The sequence below is a fragment of the Bauldia sp. genome (genome assembly GCA_037200845.1).
Taxonomy (GTDB): Bacteria; Pseudomonadota; Alphaproteobacteria; order Rhizobiales; family Kaistiaceae; genus DASZQY01.
This window is the reverse complement of record JBBCGQ010000001.1, coordinates 129,791-151,789: the sequence shown is the minus strand read 5'-3', so window position 1 is coordinate 151,789 and position 21,999 is coordinate 129,791. Positions and strand designations below refer to the sequence as shown.

At 66.5% G+C, this 21,999-nt stretch carries 26 protein-coding genes and 1 pseudogene; 16 read left to right on the top strand and 11 right to left on the bottom strand.

What is annotated here, in order from left to right; genetic code table 11:
* Positions 1 to 87: 87 nt before the first annotated feature.
* Positions 88 to 669: a DsbE family thiol:disulfide interchange protein gene (locus tag WDM94_00730; protein MEJ0011152.1), complete on the top strand. Its 582-nt coding sequence runs from the start codon at positions 88 to 90 to the stop codon at positions 667 to 669.
* Here WDM94_00730 and WDM94_00725 read toward each other — a convergent pair.
* From WDM94_00725 to dapF, 7 genes are all read right to left on the bottom strand, one after another.
* The gene (locus tag WDM94_00725; protein MEJ0011151.1) at positions 629 to 1,819 is read right to left on the bottom strand and encodes an MFS transporter; all 1,191 of its coding nucleotides are present in this window, start codon (positions 1,817 to 1,819) and stop codon (positions 629 to 631) included. The two genes, WDM94_00730 and WDM94_00725, sit on opposite strands and share 41 nt — an antisense overlap.
* Entirely contained in the window at positions 1,816 to 2,460 is a 645-nt protein-coding gene (locus tag WDM94_00720; protein ID MEJ0011150.1) for a septation protein A, read from the bottom strand. The genes WDM94_00725 and WDM94_00720 overlap by 4 nt, the downstream gene beginning before the upstream one ends.
* Complete coding sequence (locus WDM94_00715) at positions 2,457 to 3,116, bottom strand: hypothetical protein (GenBank protein ID MEJ0011149.1); 660 nt, start codon at positions 3,114 to 3,116, stop codon at positions 2,457 to 2,459. Before WDM94_00715 ends, WDM94_00720 begins: the two co-directional genes overlap by 4 nt.
* Entirely contained in the window at positions 3,113 to 3,469 is a 357-nt protein-coding gene (locus tag WDM94_00710; protein MEJ0011148.1) for a hypothetical protein, read from the bottom strand. The genes WDM94_00715 and WDM94_00710 overlap by 4 nt, the downstream gene beginning before the upstream one ends.
* Positions 3,470 to 3,524: 55 nt before the next feature.
* A complete protein-coding gene (gene ftsY, locus WDM94_00705) occupies positions 3,525 to 4,505 on the bottom strand; it encodes a signal recognition particle-docking protein FtsY (protein MEJ0011147.1) in 981 nt (326 codons plus the stop codon).
* Positions 4,506 to 5,723, bottom strand: coding sequence for a tRNA (N(6)-L-threonylcarbamoyladenosine(37)-C(2))-methylthiotransferase MtaB (gene mtaB / locus WDM94_00700; GenBank protein ID MEJ0011146.1), 1,218 nt, complete (start codon positions 5,721 to 5,723; stop codon positions 4,506 to 4,508).
* A gap of 71 nt (positions 5,724 to 5,794) precedes the next feature.
* Entirely contained in the window at positions 5,795 to 6,670 is an 876-nt protein-coding gene (dapF, locus tag WDM94_00695) for a diaminopimelate epimerase (GenBank protein ID MEJ0011145.1), read from the bottom strand.
* A 323-nt stretch (positions 6,671 to 6,993) separates the two neighbouring features.
* On the opposite strand from dapF, the gene msrB reads away from it, so the two are divergent.
* From msrB to rplS, 9 genes are all read left to right on the top strand, one after another.
* Positions 6,994 to 7,581 (top strand): peptide-methionine (R)-S-oxide reductase MsrB, encoded by a 588-nt coding sequence (gene msrB, locus WDM94_00690; protein MEJ0011144.1) that lies wholly within the window; start codon positions 6,994 to 6,996, stop codon positions 7,579 to 7,581.
* 30 nt (positions 7,582 to 7,611) lie between these two features.
* Entirely contained in the window at positions 7,612 to 8,337 is a 726-nt protein-coding gene (msrA, locus tag WDM94_00685; protein ID MEJ0011143.1) for a peptide-methionine (S)-S-oxide reductase MsrA, read from the top strand.
* A 114-nt stretch (positions 8,338 to 8,451) separates the two neighbouring features.
* Positions 8,452 to 9,507, top strand: a complete 1,056-nt coding sequence (locus WDM94_00680; GenBank protein ID MEJ0011142.1) for a fatty acid desaturase — start codon at positions 8,452 to 8,454, stop codon at positions 9,505 to 9,507.
* 13 nt (positions 9,508 to 9,520) lie between these two features.
* Positions 9,521 to 9,904: a hypothetical protein gene (locus WDM94_00675; protein MEJ0011141.1), complete on the top strand. Its 384-nt coding sequence runs from the start codon at positions 9,521 to 9,523 to the stop codon at positions 9,902 to 9,904.
* A 327-nt stretch (positions 9,905 to 10,231) separates the two neighbouring features.
* A complete protein-coding gene (ffh, locus tag WDM94_00670) occupies positions 10,232 to 11,767 on the top strand; it encodes a signal recognition particle protein (GenBank protein MEJ0011140.1) in 1,536 nt (511 codons plus the stop codon).
* A 31-nt stretch (positions 11,768 to 11,798) separates the two neighbouring features.
* Complete coding sequence (gene rpsP, locus WDM94_00665) at positions 11,799 to 12,182, top strand: 30S ribosomal protein S16 (GenBank protein ID MEJ0011139.1); 384 nt, start codon at positions 11,799 to 11,801, stop codon at positions 12,180 to 12,182.
* Positions 12,183 to 12,325: 143 nt separating this feature from the next.
* Positions 12,326 to 12,889: a ribosome maturation factor RimM gene (gene rimM, locus WDM94_00660; protein ID MEJ0011138.1), complete on the top strand. Its 564-nt coding sequence runs from the start codon at positions 12,326 to 12,328 to the stop codon at positions 12,887 to 12,889.
* Positions 12,886 to 13,578, top strand: a complete 693-nt coding sequence (trmD, locus tag WDM94_00655; protein MEJ0011137.1) for a tRNA (guanosine(37)-N1)-methyltransferase TrmD — start codon at positions 12,886 to 12,888, stop codon at positions 13,576 to 13,578. The genes rimM and trmD overlap by 4 nt, the downstream gene beginning before the upstream one ends.
* A 170-nt stretch (positions 13,579 to 13,748) precedes the next feature.
* Positions 13,749 to 14,144 carry a 50S ribosomal protein L19 gene (gene rplS / locus WDM94_00650; protein ID MEJ0011136.1) on the top strand — a complete coding sequence of 132 codons (396 nt, stop codon included), beginning with the start codon at positions 13,749 to 13,751 and terminating at the stop codon, positions 14,142 to 14,144.
* A gap of 69 nt (positions 14,145 to 14,213) precedes the next feature.
* Here rplS and WDM94_00645 read toward each other — a convergent pair whose 3' ends face one another.
* On the bottom strand, positions 14,214 to 15,017 hold the full coding sequence (locus WDM94_00645; GenBank protein MEJ0011135.1) for a class I SAM-dependent methyltransferase: 804 nt from the start codon (positions 15,015 to 15,017) through the stop codon (positions 14,214 to 14,216).
* Positions 15,018 to 15,128: 111 nt separating this feature from the next.
* Between WDM94_00645 and WDM94_00640 the strand changes: the two genes are divergently transcribed.
* Together WDM94_00640 and leuC are read left to right on the top strand one after the other, a co-directional pair.
* Positions 15,129 to 15,272, top strand: a complete 144-nt coding sequence (locus WDM94_00640; GenBank protein MEJ0011134.1) for a hypothetical protein — start codon at positions 15,129 to 15,131, stop codon at positions 15,270 to 15,272.
* 54 nt (positions 15,273 to 15,326) lie between these two features.
* Positions 15,327 to 16,745, top strand: coding sequence for a 3-isopropylmalate dehydratase large subunit (gene leuC / locus WDM94_00635; GenBank protein ID MEJ0011133.1), 1,419 nt, complete (start codon positions 15,327 to 15,329; stop codon positions 16,743 to 16,745).
* 193 nt (positions 16,746 to 16,938) lie between these two features.
* Here leuC and WDM94_00630 read toward each other — a convergent pair whose 3' ends face one another.
* The gene (locus WDM94_00630; GenBank protein ID MEJ0011132.1) at positions 16,939 to 17,343 is read right to left on the bottom strand and encodes a hypothetical protein; all 405 of its coding nucleotides are present in this window, start codon (positions 17,341 to 17,343) and stop codon (positions 16,939 to 16,941) included.
* 364 nt (positions 17,344 to 17,707) lie between these two features.
* On the opposite strand from WDM94_00630, the gene WDM94_00625 reads away from it, so the two are divergent.
* Positions 17,708 to 18,115: a metallopeptidase family protein gene (locus WDM94_00625; protein MEJ0011131.1), complete on the top strand. Its 408-nt coding sequence runs from the start codon at positions 17,708 to 17,710 to the stop codon at positions 18,113 to 18,115.
* A gap of 104 nt (positions 18,116 to 18,219) precedes the next feature.
* Positions 18,220 to 18,747: pseudogene (locus tag WDM94_00620) on the top strand (cytochrome b).
* On the opposite strand, the gene deoD reads toward WDM94_00620, so the two are convergent.
* Positions 18,744 to 19,454 carry a purine-nucleoside phosphorylase gene (gene deoD, locus WDM94_00615; protein ID MEJ0011130.1) on the bottom strand — a complete coding sequence of 237 codons (711 nt, stop codon included), beginning with the start codon at positions 19,452 to 19,454 and terminating at the stop codon, positions 18,744 to 18,746. The pseudogene WDM94_00620 and the gene deoD overlap by 4 nt on opposite strands.
* A 57-nt stretch (positions 19,455 to 19,511) precedes the next feature.
* On the opposite strand from deoD, the gene WDM94_00610 reads away from it, so the two are divergent.
* The gene (locus WDM94_00610) at positions 19,512 to 20,012 is read left to right on the top strand and encodes a hypothetical protein (GenBank protein MEJ0011129.1); all 501 of its coding nucleotides are present in this window, start codon (positions 19,512 to 19,514) and stop codon (positions 20,010 to 20,012) included.
* A 75-nt stretch (positions 20,013 to 20,087) separates the two neighbouring features.
* Entirely contained in the window at positions 20,088 to 20,693 is a 606-nt protein-coding gene (leuD, locus tag WDM94_00605) for a 3-isopropylmalate dehydratase small subunit (protein MEJ0011128.1), read from the top strand.
* Positions 20,694 to 21,052: 359 nt separating this feature from the next.
* Here the strand turns inward: leuD and WDM94_00600 are convergent, their stop codons facing one another.
* Entirely contained in the window at positions 21,053 to 21,970 is a 918-nt protein-coding gene (locus tag WDM94_00600) for a CoA ester lyase (GenBank protein MEJ0011127.1), read from the bottom strand.
* Positions 21,971 to 21,999 lie beyond the last annotated feature (29 nt).

Sequence of the window (21,999 nt, the reverse complement as noted above, 5' to 3'; positions counted from 1 at the left end):
GGGGCGCTGTTGCACCGGCTGCGCCTTTTTCCTCCTCCCCCTGAAAGGGGGAGGCCGGGAGGGGGTCTCTTCGGGCAGTCAACGCCGATGAGCGAGACCGAATCTCCACGCACCAAGGCCGCCTGGCGGCTGATCTACCTGCTGCCGCTCGGCCTGTTCATCGCGCTGGCGCTGGTGTTCCTGTCGCGGCTGGAATCGGGCGACGCGCCGGATGCGATCCCCTCGGCCCTGATCGGCAAGCCGGCGCCGGAGTTCACGCTGCCGCCGCTCGACAAGCTCGGCGCGCCGGGCCTGGCGCGGGCCGATCTCCTCGGCAAGATCACCGTGGTCAACGTCTTCGCCTCGTGGTGCGTGCCCTGCCGGCAGGAGCATCCGGTGCTGGCGCAATTGGCGAAAGACACGCGCATCCGCGTCGTCGGCATCGACTACAAGGACCAGCCGGGCAACGCGCTCGCCTTCCTCACCGAACTCGGCAGCCCCTATGCGGCGGTCGGCGTCGACCAGCGCGGGCGCGCGGCCATCGACTGGGGCGTCTATGGCGTGCCGGAGACGTTTCTGGTCGGGCCGGACGGGACGATCATCACCAAGGTGATCGGCGCGCTCGACGCGGACAATGTCGAACGCGTGCTCATGCCGCAGATCGCGAAGCTGACGCCGGCCGGCGGCTGAGCGTCTGTCCGGTCAGGAACGCGGTGAGCGCCGCAGCGATCAGCACCGGCAGCGTCAGGTGCGCCAACCTTAGTCCCACGACGTCGGCGAGTGCGCCGAGGATCGCCGGCGCCAGCAGAACGGCGAGGCCGAATGCCAATGTCAGGCGCCGCGCCGCCGCATCGTTGTTGCCGTCGGCGGCGCCGAGCGCCAGCGCCATGGTCAGCGGATATTGCGGGGCGACGCAGAGGCCCAGCATTACGATGCCGGGGATCGCCGCCCACGGCGTCGCGATGCCCCAGTAGAGCAGGAAGCCGACGAGGCCGGTGGCGAAGGCGGCGAGCAGGATCGCCTGCGGCTGGAAGCGATGGAGCAGGGCGCGGAGCGCGATGCGGCCGGCGAGCACGCCGACGAAGAAACCGGCGGCGTAGGTCGCCGCTTGCGCGGGGCTCAAGGCGACGACGCGTTCCAGAAACGACGGCGACCACAGCAGCACGGAAAATTCGAAGGAGCACGAGAAGCCGAGCAGGGTGCAGTAGGCCCAGAACGCCGGCGGCAGCGGCTTGTGCGTCACCGTCGCGTCGGCGTGGGCTTCGGGGATGGCGATGTTGCGGAAGAGGACGACGAGCGTGACGCCCATCGCTCCGCCGAGGATCACCGCCGGCCGCCAGCCGAGGCCCTGCGCGACGGAGAAGCCGGTGAGCAGCGGCCCGACGATGGCGAAGGAATACGCGAGGATCGCCTGCTCGGCGAAGGCATGGCGGCGCGCCTCGCCGTGCAGGTCGGACAGGATCGCGGGGACGACCGACGGGATCAGCCCGCCGCAGAGTCCGATGATCAGGCAGCTCGGGATGCTCGCCCAGGCGCCCGGCGACAGGCAGAGCAGAAACGCGCCGACCGCGATGCCGCCGCCGCCCAGCCACAGTGAACGCCGGCGGCCGAGCGGCGCGATGACATGGCGGCCGAACAATGCGGTGACGATTACGCCCAGCGCCACGGCGCTCGAATGCAGGCTGACGACACGATAGGAGAGGGCGAATTCATCCTGCAGGAACGGGATGACGTTGCCCTGCACGTTGAACAGATAGATCTGCGTTGCGATGAGCAGGTAGCCGTACCAGGTCGCCGGCTGGCGGACGAAGGCGGGCGGCGGCGCGAGCGCTGCGCTCACTCGGCTTCCTTCTCCTCGAGCGAATGGCGCTGGATGAGCGGCATCTGCGTCAGCGCGAAGACGAAGGTGATCGGCACGATGGCGAAGACCTTGAAGGTCACCCACTGGTCGGTCGTGGCGAAGTGGCGGACGATCTCGTTGAGGATGGCGAGGCCGAAGAAGAACAGGCCCCAGCGGATGGTAAGCTTCCGCCAGCCGTCATCGTCGAGCTTGAACACCGCATCGAAGACGTAGCCCATCAGCGAGCGGCCGAAGAACAGGCCGCCGATGAGCACGCCCCCGAACAGGCAATAGATGATGGTCGGCTTGATTTTGATGAAGGTGTCGTCCTTCAGGTAGAGCGTCAGCCCGCCGAAAACGACGACGACGATCGCGGTCACGAACGGCATCAGCGGCAGCTTGCGCGTCAGCGCGAACGAGATCGCCAGCGCCAGCAGCGTCGCGACGATGAAGACGGCGGTGGCGAAGAAAATCGCGCCACCGAGCTGCTGGATGAGCGGCCAGCTCGCCGCCATCTTTTCCCCGCGCGCGTTGGCGAGGAAGAAAATGACCAGCGGCCCCATCTCGAGGCCGATCTTCAGCCATGGGTTCAGCTTCTTCTCCGCCGGTGTCTCGTGGTTGGGAGCGGATTCCAGGCTCATGGCGACAACTCGGGATCCGAGGCCAAACTGACGGCGAGACTTGCAAGGCGGCCGTTGTCCCAGACGAGATACAAGGTCGCTTTCCATAACACCCACACGCGCCGAAAGGCGCGGGAGGCTTCCTTGGTATTTTCGGATAGGTCGTCGACGATTTGCTCGTGCCGAATGCCCCGCTCGTCGATGTTGAGGTAGATGACGAGGTCCGCGGTTGGCGGGTAGCGTTTCGCGGCCTTGGATCGGGCAGCAGTTTGTAGCGCGGCCGGAATTTGTGCCGCGCGCGCTGCCCAAGCCTCAACCGGGTCATGCGTCATTCGTGGCGTCGTGCCCGCGGCGACTGCCCGATATTCGTCTGAGCGCCGACGATCAGGAAGATCGACCTCGGTCGCCTCGAAGCTTATCGAGGTCCCATCCACCTCGATCTCGAAGTCGGGCCAGTTGTCCGGGACTAGGCGAACGCGGGTGGCGTCGAGGCCCCTTGCAACTCGGGAAGCGATCCAAGCATCGCGCGCGAAAGTCATACCGGCTGCTACGAAGAACTGGTCGGACGGCATTAAGTTAATGAGCTCACTGGAGTAAGCGCAGAATTCTTCGAGCGGACGGAAAGACTCAATGTCTTTCTTTGCAGCTACGATTCTATCGCGGCTTAGGTGGCTCATGGCAGCACCGGTTCTCTTTGCAGCGCGCGGCCGAGCTCGAGCGTGAGCAGCCGGCGCATGACGTCCCTGTTCTTGGCGTAGTGCATGCTCTCGCCGCCGTCGAAGGTCCAGAAATACGTCGCATCGACGACGCCAAAGCTGGCGAAGATGCGGCCGCTGGCAAGGCGGATCCGCCAGGTCGGCGGGCGCTCGCCGGCGATGGGCTCAACCGCGGCGCCGGCAAATTTCTGGTTCAGCTCGCGGCACACCTCGGCCAGCGCCGCGAGGCGTTCCTCGTTGGCGCGGATCGCAAGTCCGCTTCCCCCGCGCTCGCGGGGGTCCAGGGGGTCGGAGGATGGCGAGGTGCTTACCAACTATTGCGGCTCTGTCTTTCGTACCTGGGTCCCGCTTTCGGCGGGAAAGCGGAGATTAGAGTCCCGCCAGCGCCTTGGCAAAATCGGCCGCGGCGAACGGTTCGAGGTCGTCGACACCCTCGCCGACGCCGATGAAATGCACCGGCAGCTTATACTTCGCCGCGATGGCGACGAGGATGCCGCCGCGCGCCGTGCCGTCGAGCTTGGTCATCACCAGGCCCGTAACGCCGGCGCGCTTGCCGAAGATGTCGACCTGCTGCAGCGCGTTCTGCCCGGTCGTGGCGTCGAGCGTCAGCAGCACGGAATGGGGGGCCGTCGGATCGACCTTGCGGATGACGCGGATGATCTTCTCCAGCTCCGCCATCAGCGCGTCCTTGTTCTGCAGGCGGCCGGCAGTGTCGATGATCAGGACATCGGCGCCGGACGCCTTCGCCGAGGTGAGCGCATCGAAGGCGAGGCCGGCGGCGTCGGCACCCTGCTCGCCGGAGATGACGGTGGCGCCGGTGCGCGTGCCCCATATCTTCAGTTGCTCGATCGCGGCGGCGCGGAAAGTATCGCCGGCGGCGAGCACCACGGATTTTCCTTCGGCGCGGAGTTTTGCCGCGAGCTTGCCGATGGTGGTCGTCTTGCCGGTGCCGTTGACGCCGACGACCAGCACGACGTGCGGCTTCAGCGCCGGATCGACGGCGAACGCCTGCGCGACGGGCGCCAGCGTCTTGCCGATCTCGTCGGCGAGCACGGCTTTCACCTCCTCGTCGGTGATTTCCTTGTCGTAGCGCGTGGCGCGCAGCGTCGCGATGACGTGGGCGGCGACGTCGGAGCCGAGGTCGGCGCGGATCAGCGTGTCCTCGAGGTCGGCGATGGCGTCGGCGTCGAGTTTTTTCCGCGTGAAGATCGCGGTGATGCCCTCGGTCAGCGCGCCGGACGAGCGGGCGAGGCCGGAGCGCAGGCGCTGCAGCCACGTCTGGCGCGGCGCCTCGGGCGCGGCTTCCGCCGCCGGCTTATCGCCGCCGAAAATCTTGCCGAACAGCGCCATCTACGCCGCCGCCGTTTCTGTCGTCGCGATCAGGCCGCGCGCGTCGCGGCCGACGATGCGGGCGTCGACGAAGGTGCCCGGCGCGGCGTCGATCTTGGCCGGCGTGAACTGCGGCGTGCGGCCGATGCCGCCGTTTTCGACCAGCAGGCGGCGGATGCTGCCCTGCTCGGCGGCCAGATGCGCGGCGAAGGCCAACGCGCCCTTGGCGCGGAGTTTTGCGGCGCGGGCGCGGATCGTGGCGCCACCGACCTGCGGCATGCGCGCGGCAGGCGTGCCGGGGCGGGGCGAATAAGGGAAGACGTGCAGGGTGGAGAGGCCGCAGTCGTCGACGATCGACAACGACTGCTCCGCCATCGCGTCGGTCTCGGTCGGAAAACCGGCGATGAGGTCGGCGCCGAAGGCGATGTCGGGACGCAGGCGCCGGACCGTGTCGGTGAAGTGCACGGCGTCGGCGCGCGAGTGGCGCCGCTTCATCCGCTTCAGGATCATGTCGTCGCCGTGCTGGAGCGAGAGATGGAGGTACGGCATCAGCCGCTCCTCCTCGGCGAACGCCGCGATCAGCGTCGCGTCGGCCTCGATCGAGTCGATGGAGGAGAGACGCAGACGCTGCAGCTCGGGCACCTCGCGCAGGATGGTGCGGACGAGCGTGCCCAGATCGGGCGCGGCATAACTGGTGATATCGACGCCGGTGAGCACGACCTCGCCGTGGCCCACGGCGACCAGCGCGCGGACCTCGGCGACGACCGTCGCCATCGGCACGGAACGCGAATTGCCGCGGCCGAAGGGGATGACGCAGAAGGTGCAGCGATGGTCGCAGCCGTTCTGGATTTCGACGAAGCCGCGCGTGTGGCCGGCGATGGTCGTCGCGCCGCTGCCGGCCGCGCGCACCGCCATGATGTCGCCGACGCGCCGGCGCTGGTCGGAGACATATGCCGACGCTTCGAGTTTCTCGGCGTTGCCGATCACGCGGTCGACTTCCGGCATCGCGGCGAACGAGTCCGGGTCGATCTGCGCGGCGCAGCCTGAGACCACGATCTCGCGTTCCGGATGAACGCGGCGCGCCTTGCGGATCGCCTGCCGCGCCTGGCGCACGGCTTCGGACGTCACCGCGCACGTGTTGACGAGGATTGCGTCGCGGAGCCCGGCTTCGGCGGCGCGGCGGCGCATCGTTTCGGATTCCAGCAGGTTCAGCCGGCAGCCGAAGGTGATGACGTCGATCGATGAAACGCTGCGCGATTTCGACCTCCCCTCGAGGGGGAGGTTGGAGTTCTGGTTTTCTGCCGTGCTCACTACGCCGCGCCCCGCGCCGAGGCCTCCCAGCGGAGCGTGGCCGGGTCGAGCGTGCCTTCGAATTCGGTGGCGACCGGGCCGGTCATCCAGACGTGGTTGTCGTCGCGCCATTCGATGAGCAGCGGCCCGCCGGGCAGCGTCACGGTCACGCGCCGGTCGGTGAAGCCCTTGCGGACGGCGGCGACGGCGGTGGCGCAGGCGCCGGTGCCGCACGCCTTGGTGATGCCGGCGCCGCGTTCCCAGGTCTTCGCCGTGATCGCGTCGCGGGCGGTGACGTGGGCGAGCGTGATGTTGGCGCGCTCGGGGAAGATCGGATGATTTTCGAGCAGCGGGCCGATGCGGTCGAGGGCATAGGCTTCGACATCGTCGACCCAGAAGATGGCGTGCGGGTTGCCCATCGAGGCGACCGAGGGCGAGTGCAGGATCGGCGCGTCGATCGGCCCGATCTGCAGTTCGATGGTGCGCGTGTCGGCGAATTCCTCGGCAAGCGGGATGTCCTTCCAGCCGAACTTCGGCTCGCCCATGTCGACGGCGATGGTCTCCGGCTTGCCGGTGTCGAAGGCGCGCAGCAGCCCGGCGTTGGTCTCGATGATCGCGGACTTAGTGCCGGCTTCTGCCATCAGCAGCCAGCCGACGCAGCGGGTGGCGTTGCCGCAGGCATCGACCTCGCCGCCGTCGCGGTTGTGGATGCGCATGAAGGCGTCGGCGCCGTTCTTCGCGCGCTCCAGCGTGATCATCTGGTCGAAGCCGATGGCGCCCGGCTCGCCCAGCGCCTGGATCGCGTCCGGCGGCAAAGCGATCGGTCCCCGGCGCGCATCGAAGACGATGAATTCGTTGCCGAGGCCGTTCATCTTGCGGAAGGGAATGGCGCCCATGGCGGCGTATATGGCGGATCGCGCGGGGGAATGCCAGACGGCGGATTGTGCCGGCGGGGCGGAGAGACACCCCTCCCCAAAACCGCGTTGCGGTTTTGGCCCTCCCACAAGGGGAGGGCTCAAGCGGAGTTTGTTGGAGCGCAGCGTTCCAACAAGGATGAACCCTCCCCTTGTGGGATGGTCAAACGGCCGTAAGGCCGTTTGGGGAGGGGTGTGCCTCAGCGCACGCTGTTGCAGGGGTCACATCCCGCTCACCGTCAATTGACGCCCAAGTCACCACGGGAATCCCTATATACCCGTCAGCAATTGGGGAGGTTCCCGCCATGACGTCGTCCCGCCGCAACTTTCTTCTTTCCGGTGCCGCCATCGCGGTTGCCGGCGCCTTCGGCCTCAGCCGCTGGGCCAAGGCCCAGACCATCGCAGGAGTACCCGGCAAGGTGCAGATCCATCAGTTCACCGACCTCGGCAAATCCATCGGCGTGGTCGAGATGGACAAGGTCGTGAAGACCGACGCGGAGTGGGAGAAGCAGCTTGCCTCGGCGCCGGTTGCCGGCGACGGCTCGACCGCCTTCAAGGTCGCGCGCCAGGAAGGCACCGAATATCCGTTCAGCGGGCCGAACTGGGACAACCATTCGGCCGGGCTCTATCGTTGCGTCTGCTGCGACAATGCCCTCTACACCAACGATACCAAGTACGATTCCGGCACCGGCTGGCCGAGCTTCTGGCAGCCGATCTCGGAGGAGAACGTGGTCCACACCATTCCGCAGCAGGGCGGCTACAAGGTTTCGTGCGCGCTCTGCGATGCGCATCTCGGCCACGTCTTCGACGACGGCCCGAAGCCGACCGGCCTGCGCTACTGCATGGATGGCGTCGCCATGCGCTTCATTCCCTGGGCCAACGCGCCCGCCTAGCCGTTTCCTGAAACTCCACCCATCGGGGTCATGACCATGAGCAAACTTTCGAAATTCGTAACCGGGTTCGCGCCGATCGCGGCGCTCGCCATCGTCGGAGGATTGATGATGACGCAAAGGGGCGCCGCCGAGGGCGGCATCGTCAACGTGCCGGCGCCGGCGGTCGATGAGCCGGCCGGCTCCGGCCCGGAAACTTTCGTCATCGCCGGCGGCTGCTTCTGGGGCGTGCAGGGCGTCTTCCAGCACGTCAAGGGCGTCGAGAGCGCGGTCTCCGGCTATGCCGGCGGCACCGTCGACAACCCGAGCTACGAGCAAGTGAGCGACGAGACCACCGGTCATGCCGAGGCGGTGAAGATCACCTTCGATCCGAAGCAGGTCAGCTACGGCAAGCTGCTGCAGATCTTCTTCTCGGTCGTCTCCGATCCGACGACGCTCAACTATCAGGGCAACGACTACGGCACGAGCTACCGCTCGGCCATCTTCGCGATGACCGACGCGCAGAAGAAGGTCGCCGCCGACTACATCGCGCAACTCGACGCGGCGAAGGTGTTCCCGGCCAAGATCGTCACCACCGTGACGCCCTACACCAACTTCTTCCAGGCCGAGGACTACCACCAGGACAATGCCACGACGCTCCGGGTCAACGTCGGCTACCTCCAGTACTTCGACCTGCCCAAGATCGCGAACCTCAAGACGGCGTTCCCGGACCTCTGGCGCGAAAAGCCGGTGCTGGTGTTCGCCTCGAACGAGTCCTAACCGCCCGTTTCCAGCGAAGAATACCGAGAACGGCGCCAGCGCCGGCCTCATTCTTCTGGAGATGTGCAAAATGTAACATTGCCGTCGCCCAAGGTGCTGTACGCTACAAGACACATGCGGCAGCCCGTCACCACGCTACCGAGCGACTCTCGCCAATGGTCGAAGGCGCTCGCGCGCTATCGCGACCCGAGCGACGGGCGGAGCGCCGTCGAAATCGCGCTCACCGCATTCCCGCTCATCGCGCTGTGGCTGACGATGTGGGCCTCGCTCCATTTCGTCGGCTACTGGCTGGTGCTGTTGCTCTCCGTACCGGCGGCGGGCTTTCTCGTCCGCCTGTTCATGATCCAGCACGACTGCAGCCACGGCTCGTTCTTCGCGCGGCGCAGTGCCAACGACTGGGTCGGCCGCGTCATCGGCGTCTTCACGCTGACGCCGCACGACTCGTGGCGCCAAAGTCACGCGCTGCACCACGCCGGCTCGGGCAACCTCGATCATCGCGGCATCGGCGATGTCACCACCAAGACGGTCGCCGAATACCGGCAGCTCGGCTGGCGCGGCAAGCTCAGCTACCGCGTCTATCGCAACCCGATCGTGCTGTTCCTCATCGGGCCGGCGTACCTGTTCCTGCTCCAGCATCGCCTGCCGGTCGGCTCGTTCCGGCTCGGCTGGCATTCCTGGGTGTCGACGATGACGACCAACCTCGGCATCCTCGTGCTCGCCGGCGGGCTGATCTGGCTCACCGGCATCGGCGCGTTCCTGATGATTCACCTGCCGATCACGATCATCGCGGCGTCGATCGGCGTGTGGCTGTTCTACGTCCAGCATCAGTTCGAGCACACGTCGTGGGAGCGCGATCCTGACTGGAGCCACCCCGAGGCTTCGCTGCACGGCTCGTCGCACTACGACTTGCCGGGCGTGCTGCGCTGGTTCAGCGCCAACATCGGCATCCACCACATCCACCACCTGTCGAGCCGCATCCCGTATTACCGGCTGCCCGATGTGCTGCGCGACCATCCCGAGCTCGCCGGTGTCGGGCGGCTGACGCTGTTCCAGAGCCTCGGCTGCGTGAAGCTTGTCCTATGGGACGAAGGGCGGAAGCGGCTGGTCTCCTTCCGCGAGATGCGCCACAATGCGAAGGCGGACGCCGGCGTGGCGCTTCCGTCGGCCTAGGCACTGTCGGCTGGTGTCGCGGCTTCATCCTCTGATCGCTGGTTTCATTTCTGCTGCTGCCGGGTTCGTCGCCTGGGCAGCGTTCGCATTCCCGACGCCGACGCACGAGGCCTGGGACGCGGACTCGTGGTGGTACCTCGCGCTGCCGGCGCTCGGCATCCTTTCCGCCGTGCTTGGCTATCTGGTGCCGGTCCGCGTCTGGCGCTGGCCGCTTGCCATTCTGGTTGGGGAGCTTGCGGCACTGCTGCTCATCCCGCGCAACGATCCCGGCTTCATCTTATTTCCGCTGGCGGTGCCGTTCGCGCTGGTGCCGCTGGCTATCGGCTTCTTCGGCATGGCCACCATCGGCGCGGTGTTTGCCCGCGACCAGAAATGGGACCCGGGCGTCCTCTGGTAACCATGGGCTTGTTTGACTCCGGCCGGACCGCCACGTAAACCCACGGCCGACTCTGAAAAGAGTGAGATTTAGATAAGCCCACCGGGGCCGGATCCCGGAGGTCAGCGTCCGCCAGCGCAATGCGCCCGCGGGCGCGTAACTGCTTGGGAATATTGGTATTTTGAACGTGATCGCTACCTCATACTCACTCGTCACCCCGGCGAAAGCCGGGGTCCAGCGGCGCGTGAGCGCCAAGCAGGAACAAGACTGGATCCCGGCCTTCGCCGGGATGACGACTGAGAGTGGGATGACGAAGAGCGACGGGATGGCCGAGGGGGGCGCGGCCTGATGTTCGAATCCCTCTCCGAACGCCTTGGCGGCATCCTCGACAAGCTCACCAAACGCGGTGCCCTGTCGGAGAACGACGTCAACGAGGCGATGCGCGAGGTTCGGCGCGCGCTGATCGAGGCCGACGTGGCCCTCGATGTCGTGCGCTCGTTCACCGACAAGGTGCGCGCCCGCGCGATCGGGGCCGAGGTCGTGCGCTCGGTCACGCCCGGGCAGATGGTCGTCAAGATCGTCAACGACCAGTTGGTCGAGATGCTCGGCTCCGAGGCGCAGTCGATCGACCTCAACGCGCCGGCGCCGGTGGCGCTGATGATGGTCGGCCTGCAGGGCTCGGGCAAGACGACGACGTCGGCGAAGATCGCGCGCCGTCTCGCCGACCGGCAGAAGCTGACGGTGCTGATGGCGTCGCTCGACACGCGCCGTCCGGCGGCGCAGGAGCAGTTGAAGATTCTCGGCGTCCAGGCCGGCATCGACACGCTGCCGATCGTCGCCGGCCAGTCGCCGGTCGAGATCGCGCGCCGGGCCGAGCAGGCGGCGCGTCTCGGCGGCTACGACGTCGTCATCCTCGATACCGCCGGCCGCACGCACATCGACGAGCCGCTGATGGTCGAGATGGCGGAGATCAAGGCGGCGACGAAGCCGCACGAGATCCTGCTGGTTGCGGATTCGCTCACCGGGCAGGACGCGGTCAATCTCGCGAAGTCGTTCGACGACCGCGTCGGCATCACTGGCATCGTGCTGACACGTGTCGATGGCGACGGGCGCGGCGGCGCGGCGCTGTCGATGCGCGCGGTGACGGGGAAGCCAATAAAACTGCTCGGCGTCGGCGAGAAGCTCGACGCGCTGGAAGATTTCGATCCGGCGCGTGTTGCCGGCCGCATCCTCGGCATGGGCGACATCGTCGGCCTGGTCGAGAAGGCGACGCAGAACATCGACATGGCCAAGGCGGCGAAGGCCGCCGAGAAGATGCGCAAAGGCGTCTTCGATCTCGACGATCTTTCCGAGCAGCTCAAGCAGATGGCGAATGTCGGCGGCATGAGCGGCGTGATGGGCATGCTGCCCGGCGTCGGCAAGGTGAAGAAGCAGATCGATGCGATGGGCATCGACGACAGCGTCTTCAAGCGCCAGACGGCGATCATCTCGTCGATGACCAAGGCCGAGAAGAAAAATCCCGACCTGCTCAAGGCGAGCCGCAAGAAGCGCATCGCCGCGGGCTCGGGCACCAAGGTCGAGGAGGTCAACCGGCTGCTGAAAATGCACCGGCAGATGGCCGACATGATGAAGGACATGGGCCGCGGCAAGGGCATGTTCGCCCGCATGGGCGGCATGATGGGCATGGGCGGCGGTGGCGCGCCCGGCGGCATGCCGCCGATGGACACCGCGGCGCTGGAGAAGCTTGCCAAGAGCGGCGGGCTCCCTGGTGCTCCGGCCGCGCTCCCGCCCGGCTTTCCGAATTTGAAGCTTCCAGGACTTGGTGGACCTTTGGGCGGTGGCGGGGGTTTCCCCGGTCTGCCCGGCCTGCCGAAAAAGAAATAACGTTCACCGAAATCAACGCAAGGAAACTGAAATGTCCCTGAAAATCCGTCTCACCCGCGCGGGCGCCAAGAAGCGTCCGTTCTACCGCATCGTGATTGCCGATTCGCGCTACCCGCGCGACGGCCGCTTCATCGAGATCGTCGGCACCTGGAACCCGATCCTGCCGAAGAACGATCCGAAGCGCGTCGAGCTCGTCACCGAGCGCATCCAGCATTGGATCAGCAAGGGCGCGCAGCCGACCGACCGCGTGCTCCGCTTCCTCGATGCCGCCGGCCTCGCCAAGCGTTCGCCGCGCAACAATCCGGAGAAGGCCGTGCCGGGCAAGAAGGCGCAGGAGCGCACCGGTGCTGCCGCCGCCGCTGCCGACAAGGCCGCCGCTGCTGCTGCCGCTCCGGCCGAGGCCCCGGCGGCCTAGCCACCACTCCGCTTCCCCCGCGAAAGCGGGGTCCAGGAGCTTGGCCATGGAGCGCGCAACTCGCGACTGCCGCGACACTTCTTCGACCGCGTGGGTCCCCGCTTTCGCGGGGAACGCGGAGCTGGGCGGGAGGGGGGCGCGCTATGTCTGACAAGCCGAAGCTCGTCCTCGTCGCGCAGATCGGCGCCGCGCACGGCATCAAGGGAGAGGTGCGGCTGAAGTCGTTCACGCAGGACCCGTTTTCCGTCGAGGACTACGGGCCGCTGACCGCGCGCGACGGGCGCACATTCGAGATCGAGACCGCGCGCGCCGCGGCGGGATCGTCGTCGGCCGACATGCTGATCGTGCGGCTCAAGGGCGTCGCCGATCGCAACGCGGCGGAGAAGCTCAACGGGATCGAGCTGTCGGTGCCGCAGGAGAAGCTGCCGCCGGCCGAGGAAGGCGAGTACTACCACGCCGACCTCATCGGCCTCTCCGCGGTGACGCTCAGCGGCACGATCCTCGGCACCGTCGTCGGCGTGCCAAACTACGGCGCCGGCGATCTGCTGGAGATTGCGCCGCCGACCGGCAACACGGTGCTGGTGCCGTTCACCGACGCGGCCGTGCCGCAAGTCGACATCGCGGGCGGACGCGTGATCCTCGATCCGCCGCGCGGCATCTTCGACGACGACAACGACGACAACGAAGAAGAAGGCGACGAAGCATGAGCTTCCGCGCCACCATTCTCACGCTGTTTCCCGAGATGTTCCCGGGACCGCTCGGCGTCAGCCTCGCCGGCAAGGCGCTGGCGGAAGGGAAATGGTCGCTGGAGGCGCGCGATATCCGCGCCTCGGCGACCGACAAGCACCGCAGCGTCGATGACTCGCCGGCAGGCGGCGGGCCGGGCATGGTGATGCGCGCCGACGTGCTGGGCGCGGCAATAGATGCGGTCGGTGCTGACGATCGTCCGCGCCTGCTGATGTCGCCGCGCGGGCGGCCGCTCGATCAGGCGTTCGTGTCCGATCTCGCCGGCAAGTCCGGCGTCGTCATCGTCGCCGGGCGTTTCGAGGGCGTCGATGAACGCGTCATCGAGGGGAGGGGGCTGACCGAAGTTTCGGTCGGCGACTATGTCCTGTCCGGCGGCGAGATCGCGGCGATGGCGCTCGTCGATGCGGTCGTCCGGCTGCTCCCCGGCGTCATGGGCAACGAGGCGTCGGGCGAGAGCGAAAGCTTCGCCGAGGCGCTGCTCGAGTATCCGCACTACACCCGGCCGCAGGTGTGGGAGGGGCGGCCCATCCCCGAGGTGCTGGTTTCCGGCGATCACGCGAAGATTGCCGCCTGGCGGCGGGCCGAGGCCGAACGGATTACGCGGCAAAGGCGGCCCGACCTCCTCAAAGGCCGGAGAGACCAAGGCTAGCGCGGCGTTAACGCATGGCCGGCAGAGTGGCGGGAATTGGCGCTCCGCCCTCGACAACCCATCCCTGTTAGGGTATGGAACCGCCCAATTTCAACGGATACGCCGGTATGCGGTCGGTTGCGCCACGAGGGCGCCCATCGCTTCGCGTCAGAGAAGAAGGCTCGACCCCCATGAACATCATCCAGGAGCTTGAAAAAGAGCAAGCCGCGGCGATCATGGGTGGCAAGGCCGTCCCCGAGTTCGCGCCGGGCGACACCGTCAAGGTCAACGTCAAGGTGACCGAAGGCACGCGCACCCGTATCCAGGCCTATGAAGGCGTGGTGATCGCCCGCACCGGCGGCGGCATCAACGAAAGCTTCACCGTGCGCAAGATTTCGTACGGCGAGGGCGTCGAGCGCGTGTTCCCGCTCTTCTCGCCGTCGGTCGACTCGATCGAGGTCGTGCGCCGCGGCAAGGTCCGCCGCGCCAAGCTCTATTACCTGCGCGGCCTGCGCGGTAAGTCGGCCCGCATCACCGAGAAGCAGGACTTCCGGGAGCAGGGCACCGAGGCCGAAGCGAAGGCGTAAGCTTCCGCTCCAGCGGTTCGGGTTCAGGGCGGCTTCGGCCGCCCTTTTTGTTTCGCCTTGCGGGCAATCTCAAGCGGGCATGGATTTGTTGTCCGTTGCCGCGATGACTTTGCGCAGCCGGTCGATCTCTTTTTCCCGCTCGGACATTGCCGCTTTGAGCCGCGCACTTTCGTAGTGATCCGATATCGCGCGTCCGAGATGAGCGTACGTCGACCGTATGCGCTGGCCCTCGTCTGTGCCCTCGGCAGCGTAGAGATCGATCAGCGCCTGCGTCCGCTGGTCGCCGACGCCGAGGACACCCAGGCCATGACCGTGCGTGAACTGGAAGTGCGGATAGGTGGCGGACAGTTCCTTCCAGAGACGGTGGACGCCGAAGTTCCGGGTGAGCACGGCCGTATCGTGAAAGAGTACGATCGCCCGCGCGGAAAGTTTCGGACGCCACGTCGAAAAATCATGGAGGGCGTCTTCGTACAGGTGGCGCCCGTCGATATGCAGCAGATCGATCGACCGGTCGGGGAAAGTTGCCAGCGCGTCGTCGAACGTCGCGCGGATCAGCTGCGAGAAGGCGGCGTAACGCGCGTCGTGGTACTTGCGGAACGCGGTGAAGACTTGCTCGCCGTAAAAGCCGGCGTGCTCGTCGCCGCGCCACGTATCTATCGCACTGCATCGGGTCGGGAGCCCATTGCGCTGCACGGCGTCGCAGAAGGCCGCGTAGGAAAAGCCGGAATACGTTCCAAGCTCGACGAGGCTCGCCGGGCGGTGCGTCTCGATCAGCCACTCGGCGAAGGGAGCGTGCTGGTGCCACGCCGATCGGGCCAGGTATCTTGGGATCCCGAGGGAAGACCACGAAAGCCACGTCGCGGCGAGGGACACGGTCGTTACTCCTGGCCCGCAGGGCTCGGTTGCCACAGCCATCCAAGGGGCTCGTGGGCGCAGTTTAACTGCCATTTGTCTTACGGCCACAGGGTTGCTATCTAACCCCCCATGAAAACGACAGTTTTCACCTCGCAGCAGCACGGCCGGCGCCTCCGCGGAACCTTCGATTTCGCGGGGATGGCGGATCGCGCGCGCATGCCGTGGCGGTTCCTGGCGCGCCACGTCACGGTCGACGGACTTATCGCGGCCTAGCTGACGCCGCCGCCCGTCAGGGCAATCCGACCCGTGCATTCAGGACCACCCGCCATGGCCAACGACAAACCGCAGACCCTCTACGACAAGATCTGGAACGACCACCTGGTCGAGGACGGCGCCGACGGCACCTCGCTCCTCTACGTCGACCGTCATCTCATCCACGAGGTGACCAGCCCGCAGGCCTTCGAGGCGCTGCGCATGACGCATCGCAAGGTGCGCGCGCCGGAGAAGACGCTCGCCGTCGTCGATCACAACGTGCCGACCACCGACCGGCGCGGCGGCATCCACAATCCGGAATCGAAGCTGCAGGTCGATACGCTGGCGAGGAACTCGCAGGAGTTCGGCGTCGAATATTTCGACGAGCTCGATCATCGCCAGGGCATCGTGCACATCGTCGGGCCGGAGCAGGGCTTCACGCTGCCCGGCATGACGATCGTGTGCGGTGACTCGCATACCTCGACGCACGGCGCCTTCGGCGCGCTGGCGCACGGCATCGGCACGTCGGAGGTCGAGCACGTGCTGGCGACCCAGACGCTGATCCAGAAGAAAGCCAAGAACATGCGGATCACGGTCGACGGCACGCCGCCGCCGGGCGTCACCGCCAAGGACATCATCCTCGCGATCATCGGCGAGATCGGCACCGCCGGCGGCACCGGCCACGTCATGGAATACGCCGGCGAGGCGATCCGCGGCCTGTCGATGGAAGGCCGCATGACGGTGTGCAACATGAGCATCGAAGGCGGCGCCCGCGCCGGCCTGATCGCGCCGGACGAGACGACCTACGCCTACATCAACGGCCGGCCGCGCGCGCCGAAGGGTGCGCAGTTCGACATGGCGCGGCGCTACTGGGAGACGCTCTACTCAGAAGACGGCGCGCATTTCGATCGCGAGGTGAAGCTCGATGCGTCGAAGCTGCCGCCGCTGGTCACGTGGGGCACCTCGCCGGAAAATGTCGTGACGGTGAACGGCAATGTCCCCGATCCGGCGAACATCGCCGATCCCGACAAGCGCCGCGCGGTCGAGCGCGCGCTCGATTACATGGGCCTCAAGGCGAACACGCCGATCAAGGACATCACGGTCGAGCACGTCTTCATCGGCTCGTGCACCAACGGCCGCATCGAGGACCTGCGCGCCGCGTCGAAGATCGTCGCCGGCAAGCACGTCAACCCGGCGGTGATCGCGATGGTCGTGCCGGGCTCCGGCTTGGTGAAGGAGCAGGCGGAAGCCGAAGGCCTCGACAAGATCTTCAAGGCCGCGGGCTTCGACTGGCGCGAGCCGGGCTGCTCGATGTGCCTCGCCATGAACGAGGACCGGCTGAAGCCCGGCGAGCGCTGCGCCTCGACGTCCAACCGCAACTTCGAGGGTCGCCAGGGCTTCAAGGGCCGCACGCACCTCGTGTCGCCGGCGATGGCCGCGGCTGCCGCGATCGCTGGCCGCTTCGTCGACGTGCGCGAGTGGGGAACCGCCTAAGCACAGGGGGCTCCTCCCTCGTGGAACGGGGAGGGGGACCATGCGAGGCATGGTGGAGAGGGCGCCCCCTCAGTCGGCTGCGCCGACAGTTCCCCCGTAAACAGGGGCGCACCGGGTCGTCACTTGCGGCAAAGAAGAAGCCCCGCGCTTTGTGAGCGCGGGGCTCTTCCCACAGGTCAAAGGTTGGACGCGACTACCAACCCCAACCCGGACCGTGTTGGCCGGGGCCGCCCGGGAACGGGCCATGGTTGCCCGGGCCACCGGGGAACGGACCATGGTTGCCCGGGCCACCGGGGAACGGACCGTTGTTGTGCGGCGGGTGGAACGGCGGCGGGCACTTCTGGCCGACGACGACCTGGCTCCAGTGCGGATAACCGAAGCGGTCCCACCACTTCACCTTCTTGACGATGGGCGTGCAGAACTTGGCCGGCTTGAACTGGTTGTACTGGTTGTAGTTGCCGTTGCCGATGGTGACGCTCCAACCGGGGCCGCCGAACTGCGCCGAGGCGCCTGCAGCGGAAGCCGAGGTCGTGGTGCCAGCCATGCCGAGGCCGATGAGGCCGGCAGTGGCGGCTGCGATGAGGGTCTTCTTCAACATGGTGGTCTCCCGTGGGCTATGTGTCGGGTCGTTTCGTCCGACCGTGATGCAGGTTCTAATCGGGAGCCGCTGAACCGAACCTGAGGCGGGCGTTTATCTGAGGTTCAGGCGCCGGCCACATTGATGAACGGCCACGTCGCCTCGTGCGGATTTCGTGCGGAGGAGAGACACCCCTCCCCAAAACCGCTTTGCGGTTTTGGCCCTCCCACAAGGGGAGGGCTCAAGCGGAGTTTGTTGGCGCCTGAGGTTCCAACACGGATGAACCCTCCCCTTGTGGGAGGGTCAAACGGCCGAAGGCCGTTTGGGGAGGGGTGTCTCTCATCCGCTTGACCTGCAACGTGAGCCAAGGAAGTCTCCCGGCGCCATGCCGATCTCCCCCACTGACCTCGCCCCCTCCCTCGACGACATCGAGGCGATCGCGCGCGATGCTTTCGCGGCGCTGCCCGATACATTCCGCACCCTTGTCGGCGAGGTGCCGATCCGCGTCACCGAATTTCCCGAGGAGGACGTGCTCACCGACCTCGGCATCGAGTCGGAGTTCGACATCCTCGGCCTGTTTCAGGGTGTCGGCATGGCGCACCACGGCGCCACGGCGCAGACCGGCGAGATGCCGAACATGATCTGGCTCTACCGCCGGCCCATCCTCGACTACTGGGCGGAGCACGAGGAGACGCTCGGCGCCGTGGTCAGCCACGTGCTCATCCACGAGATCGGGCACCACTTCGGCCTGTCCGACGACGACATGGAGGCGATCGAGGCGGAGGTCGGCTAGGCATTTTCTATCAGGCCGCGAAATATTTATGTTCCACGGCCGTCGGAAGATGCCGATCCGCTCGTGGGAGGAAGAGAGCGGCAACGGCGCACGGGGATGTCTCCATGTCTGTTTTCGGCAGCGAAAATCGCTACGGCCTTGTGGCGCAGGGCTTCCACTGGATTACCGCCATCCTCATCGTCGGCAACTGGCTGATCGCCGGCTCGTGGGGCCAGGACACAAGCTCGCCGCTGATGCGCGCCCACCAGTCGATCGGCTTCACCGTGTTCATCCTGGTGCTGCTCCGCCTCATCTGGCGGCTGTTCGACCGGCGCCCCGTCCTGCCGCCGATGCCCGGGCTGATGGCGTTCGCCGCCAAGGCCTCGCACTGGCTGCTCTATGCGCTGATGGTGGCGGTGCCGCTCAGCGCCATCGTCGGCACATGGCGCGAGGGCAACGCGCTCCTGATCTACGGAGGCGAGATCGAGCCGCTGATTTCCGCCTCGCGCCGCATCGGCCACTAGATCCTCGAAATTCACCACCGGATGGCGACGGTGCTGATCGGGCTCGCCGGCCTGCATGCGGTGGCGGCGATCTTCCACCACCTCGTGCTGCGCGATCCGGTGCTGCGCCGGATGCTGCCCGCCGGCTAGGCGCCGGTCGCCACCGTCAGCGCCAGTTCGGCCATCTCGCGGAGCGATGTCTGCCGCGCCTCGGGATCGATCTCCTCGCGGGTGACGAGCGAGTCCGACACGGCGCAGACGGTGAGCGCGCGGCGGCCGAAGCGGGCGGCGAGCGTGTAGAGCGCCGCCGTCTCCATCTCGACGCCCAGCACGCCGTGTGCGGCGAGGGTGTCGTAAACCTTGACGCCGTCCGGATGGTAGAACACGTCGATCGAGACGATACCGCCGACGTGCCAGTGCAGATGCCGCGTCTCGGCCGCCTCCACCGCGGCGCGCAGCAGGCCGAAATCGGCGGCGGGGGCGAAATTAAACTGGCCGAAGACGTCGCGGTTCATCGCCGAGCTGGTCGAGGCGGTGGACGCAATGACGACGTCGCGGAGCTTCACCTTGGGCACGAGCGCGCCGCACGTGCCGATGCGGATCAGCCGCTTGACGTCATACGTGTTGATCAATTCGTGGACGTAGATGCCGAGCGAGGGCTGGCCCATGCCGGTCGCCTGCACGCTCACCGGCTTGCCCTTGTACGTGCCGGTATAGCCCAGGCAGTTGCGCACCTTGTTGACCAGGCGCGGCGCCTCCAGGAACGTCTCGGCCACCCACTTGGCGCGCAGCGGATCGCCGGGCAGCAGCACCGCCTCGGCATAGTCGCCGGCTTTCGCCTCGATATGGGGTGTCACTGGAATGCTCCGAGAACAACTATGAATAGCAAATGATGTGTTTCAAGATATCCTACGGTGCAGATCGTTTACCGCGGGTTCCTCATGATACTTCGCGACCTACTGTGGCTAGCGCCTGTGATCGTCGGCGCTGTTGGTGCGACGGCCCTCCTAATCAGTATCGTCAGAGGACTCAACAGCGGTACTGCATCGATTGCGTTGGTTTGTTGCGTGGCGCTCCTGGGTGCTGGCGTGTTCACGAAAATCGTATTCTCGCCGAAAGACGGCCTCGTGGTTGAAACGGCTCAAGCCAGTGCCAACAGCCTTGTTGATCTAAAAAAGGCGGTGGACGCGAACGCTGCGGCTATCACAGAGCTGACGACAAAACTGAAGGAACTGGCGGCAGCGGGTCAAAAATCATCGGATGTCGATCCGAACCTAAACTGGACTTCCATCTTGCAATCGACGACCGCGCTTCAGCTCAAGAATGAGAGGAATGCCGAGTTGCTTGGCAATGTTGAGAAGAACAACGACGTGCTGTTGCAAAACATCGAAAAACTGAAGTCTAGCGGTTGGTGACGGCAGCCTTGACCTCGCGGACCGACCGTCGCATGACACGGGCCGCGAGGGAAAGAGACCGCAAAGGCAAGCCAGATGGAAAAGTTCACCACGCTCACCGCCGTCGCGGCGCCGCTCAATATGATCAACGTCGATACCGACATGATCATTCCAAAGGACTACCTGAAGACGATCGAGCGCACCGGCCTCGGCAAGGGTCTCTTCGCGGAGCTGCGCTACAACGACGATGGCTCGCCCAACCCGGATTTCGTGCTGAACAAGCCGGCCTACAAGACGGCGAAGATCATCGTCGCCGGCGACAACTTCGGCTGCGGCTCGTCGCGCGAGCATGCGCCGTGGGCGCTGCTCGACTACGGCATCCGCTCGGTGATCTCGACCGAGTTCGGCGACATCTTCTACAACAACGCCTTCAAGAACGGCATCCTGCCGATCAAGGTGTCGAAGGAAGATCTCGACAAGCTGATGGACGACGCACAGCGCGGCGCCAACGCGACCTTGTCGATCGATCTCGAGGCGCAGGAAGTGCGCGGGCCGGACGGCGGCGTGGTGCATTTCGAGATCGACGCGTTCAAGAAGCATTGCCTGTTGAACGGGCTCGACGAGGTCGGGCTGACGCTGGAGAAGACGGAGCGGATCTCGGCGTTCGAGAAGGCGGCGGCGGTCGAGCGGCCCTGGGTGTGACCTTCGTCGTCACCCCGGCGAAAGCCGGGGTCCAGCACTAAGGGTGCGGCGAGGTCGATTATCGCCCGCTGGATTCCGGCTTTCGCCGGAATGACGCTGTGGGGAGGGGAGACACCCCTCCCCAAAACGCCTTCGGCGTTTTGACCCTCCCGCAAGGGGAGGGTTCATCCTTGGCGGAACACCGCGCTCGAACAAACTCCACTGAGCCCTCTCCTTGTGGGAGGGCCAAAACCGCGCAGCGGTTTTGGGGAGGGGTGTCTCTCCTCCGCCCGGGTATTGGAAACCTGCAAAGAGACATCGCCCCGGCTGTCGTCCCCGCGAAGTTCGGGCGGCGACAATAGTGCGTAGGCTGTCCAGCGCTACTTCCGCCGCGCCTTCGGCTCCGCCGTATCCGCCTCCATCGCCTTGATCGCCTCCGCCATCGCGATCATGCGCTTGGCCGAGCGTTCGTGCAGCCGCTCGACCATCCGTCCGGCCAGCGCCAGCACCTCGACGCCGGAATTGTCGGGCTCGGCGAAGGCCGCGACGATCTTCCGCGCCCAGATCAATTCTTCCTCGTCCGGCGCGTAGGCGTCGTTGGCGATCGGCACCTGCGAGGGGTGGATCAATGTCTTCCCGTCCATGCCCATCTCGCGGCCCTGCACGCACTCCGCCTTCAGGCCCTTGCGGTCGTCGATGTCGTTGAAGGTGCCGTCGAGGATGGTCAGGCCGTGGGCGCGGGCGGCGAGCAGCGCCTGCGACAGGTGCGGCAGCAGCGCGGCGCGCCCCGGGCGCGGCGGCACGCCGAGCTCGGCGGCGAGGTCGTTGGTGCCGATGACGAAGCCGGTGATCGCCGGCGGCGGCAGCGAAGCGATGGCGGCGATCGCGGCGGCGTTGAGGATCGCGGCGGGCGTCTCGATCATCACCCACAGGCTCATGTCCTTCGGCGGCGATGCGGCGCTGATCGCGGCGCGGGCGCGGCGGATGTCGTCGGTGCGGGCGATCTTGGGCAGGAGCAGCGCGTTCGGTTTGGCGGCCACCATCGCGGCGACGTCGCGGGCGATCCACGGCGTGTCGAGGCCGTTGACGCGCACCACGATCTCGCGCGCCCCGTTGACCATCTCGGCGACCGCCTGGGCGACGGCCTCGCGGGCGCGCTCCTTGTTGGCGGTCGAGACCGAATCCTCGAGGTCGAAGATGATGACGTCGGCCGGCACCGTCTTCGCCTTGGCGACGGCGCGCGCGTTCGCGCCGGGGACGTAAAGTGCGCTCCGGCGGGGGCGCAGGCTGGCAGGCATCTCGTTCACTCCGAAGGTCGCGGGCCATG

Coding starts and splice junctions, on each gene's coding strand:
- WDM94_00730 (MEJ0011152.1), top strand. CDS start 88: ATGAGCGAGACCGAATCTCCACGCACCAAGGCCGCCTGGCGGCTGATC.
- WDM94_00720 (MEJ0011150.1), bottom strand. CDS start 2,460: ATGAGCCTGGAATCCGCTCCCAACCACGAGACACCGGCGGAGAAGAAG.
- WDM94_00715 (MEJ0011149.1), bottom strand. CDS start 3,116: ATGAGCCACCTAAGCCGCGATAGAATCGTAGCTGCAAAGAAAGACATT.
- ftsY (MEJ0011147.1), bottom strand. CDS start 4,505: ATGGCGCTGTTCGGCAAGATTTTCGGCGGCGATAAGCCGGCGGCGGAA.
- dapF (MEJ0011145.1), bottom strand. CDS start 6,670: ATGGGCGCCATTCCCTTCCGCAAGATGAACGGCCTCGGCAACGAATTC.
- msrB (MEJ0011144.1), top strand. CDS start 6,994: ATGACGTCGTCCCGCCGCAACTTTCTTCTTTCCGGTGCCGCCATCGCG.
- msrA (MEJ0011143.1), top strand. CDS start 7,612: ATGACCATGAGCAAACTTTCGAAATTCGTAACCGGGTTCGCGCCGATC.
- WDM94_00680 (MEJ0011142.1), top strand. CDS start 8,452: ATGCGGCAGCCCGTCACCACGCTACCGAGCGACTCTCGCCAATGGTCG.
- ffh (MEJ0011140.1), top strand. CDS start 10,232: ATGTTCGAATCCCTCTCCGAACGCCTTGGCGGCATCCTCGACAAGCTC.
- rpsP (MEJ0011139.1), top strand. CDS start 11,799: ATGTCCCTGAAAATCCGTCTCACCCGCGCGGGCGCCAAGAAGCGTCCG.
- rimM (MEJ0011138.1), top strand. CDS start 12,326: ATGTCTGACAAGCCGAAGCTCGTCCTCGTCGCGCAGATCGGCGCCGCG.
- trmD (MEJ0011137.1), top strand. CDS start 12,886: ATGAGCTTCCGCGCCACCATTCTCACGCTGTTTCCCGAGATGTTCCCG.
- rplS (MEJ0011136.1), top strand. CDS start 13,749: ATGAACATCATCCAGGAGCTTGAAAAAGAGCAAGCCGCGGCGATCATG.
- WDM94_00640 (MEJ0011134.1), top strand. CDS start 15,129: ATGAAAACGACAGTTTTCACCTCGCAGCAGCACGGCCGGCGCCTCCGC.
- leuC (MEJ0011133.1), top strand. CDS start 15,327: ATGGCCAACGACAAACCGCAGACCCTCTACGACAAGATCTGGAACGAC.
- WDM94_00630 (MEJ0011132.1), bottom strand. CDS start 17,343: ATGTTGAAGAAGACCCTCATCGCAGCCGCCACTGCCGGCCTCATCGGC.
- WDM94_00625 (MEJ0011131.1), top strand. CDS start 17,708: ATGCCGATCTCCCCCACTGACCTCGCCCCCTCCCTCGACGACATCGAG.
- leuD (MEJ0011128.1), top strand. CDS start 20,088: ATGGAAAAGTTCACCACGCTCACCGCCGTCGCGGCGCCGCTCAATATG.
- WDM94_00600 (MEJ0011127.1), bottom strand. CDS start 21,970: ATGCCTGCCAGCCTGCGCCCCCGCCGGAGCGCACTTTACGTCCCCGGC.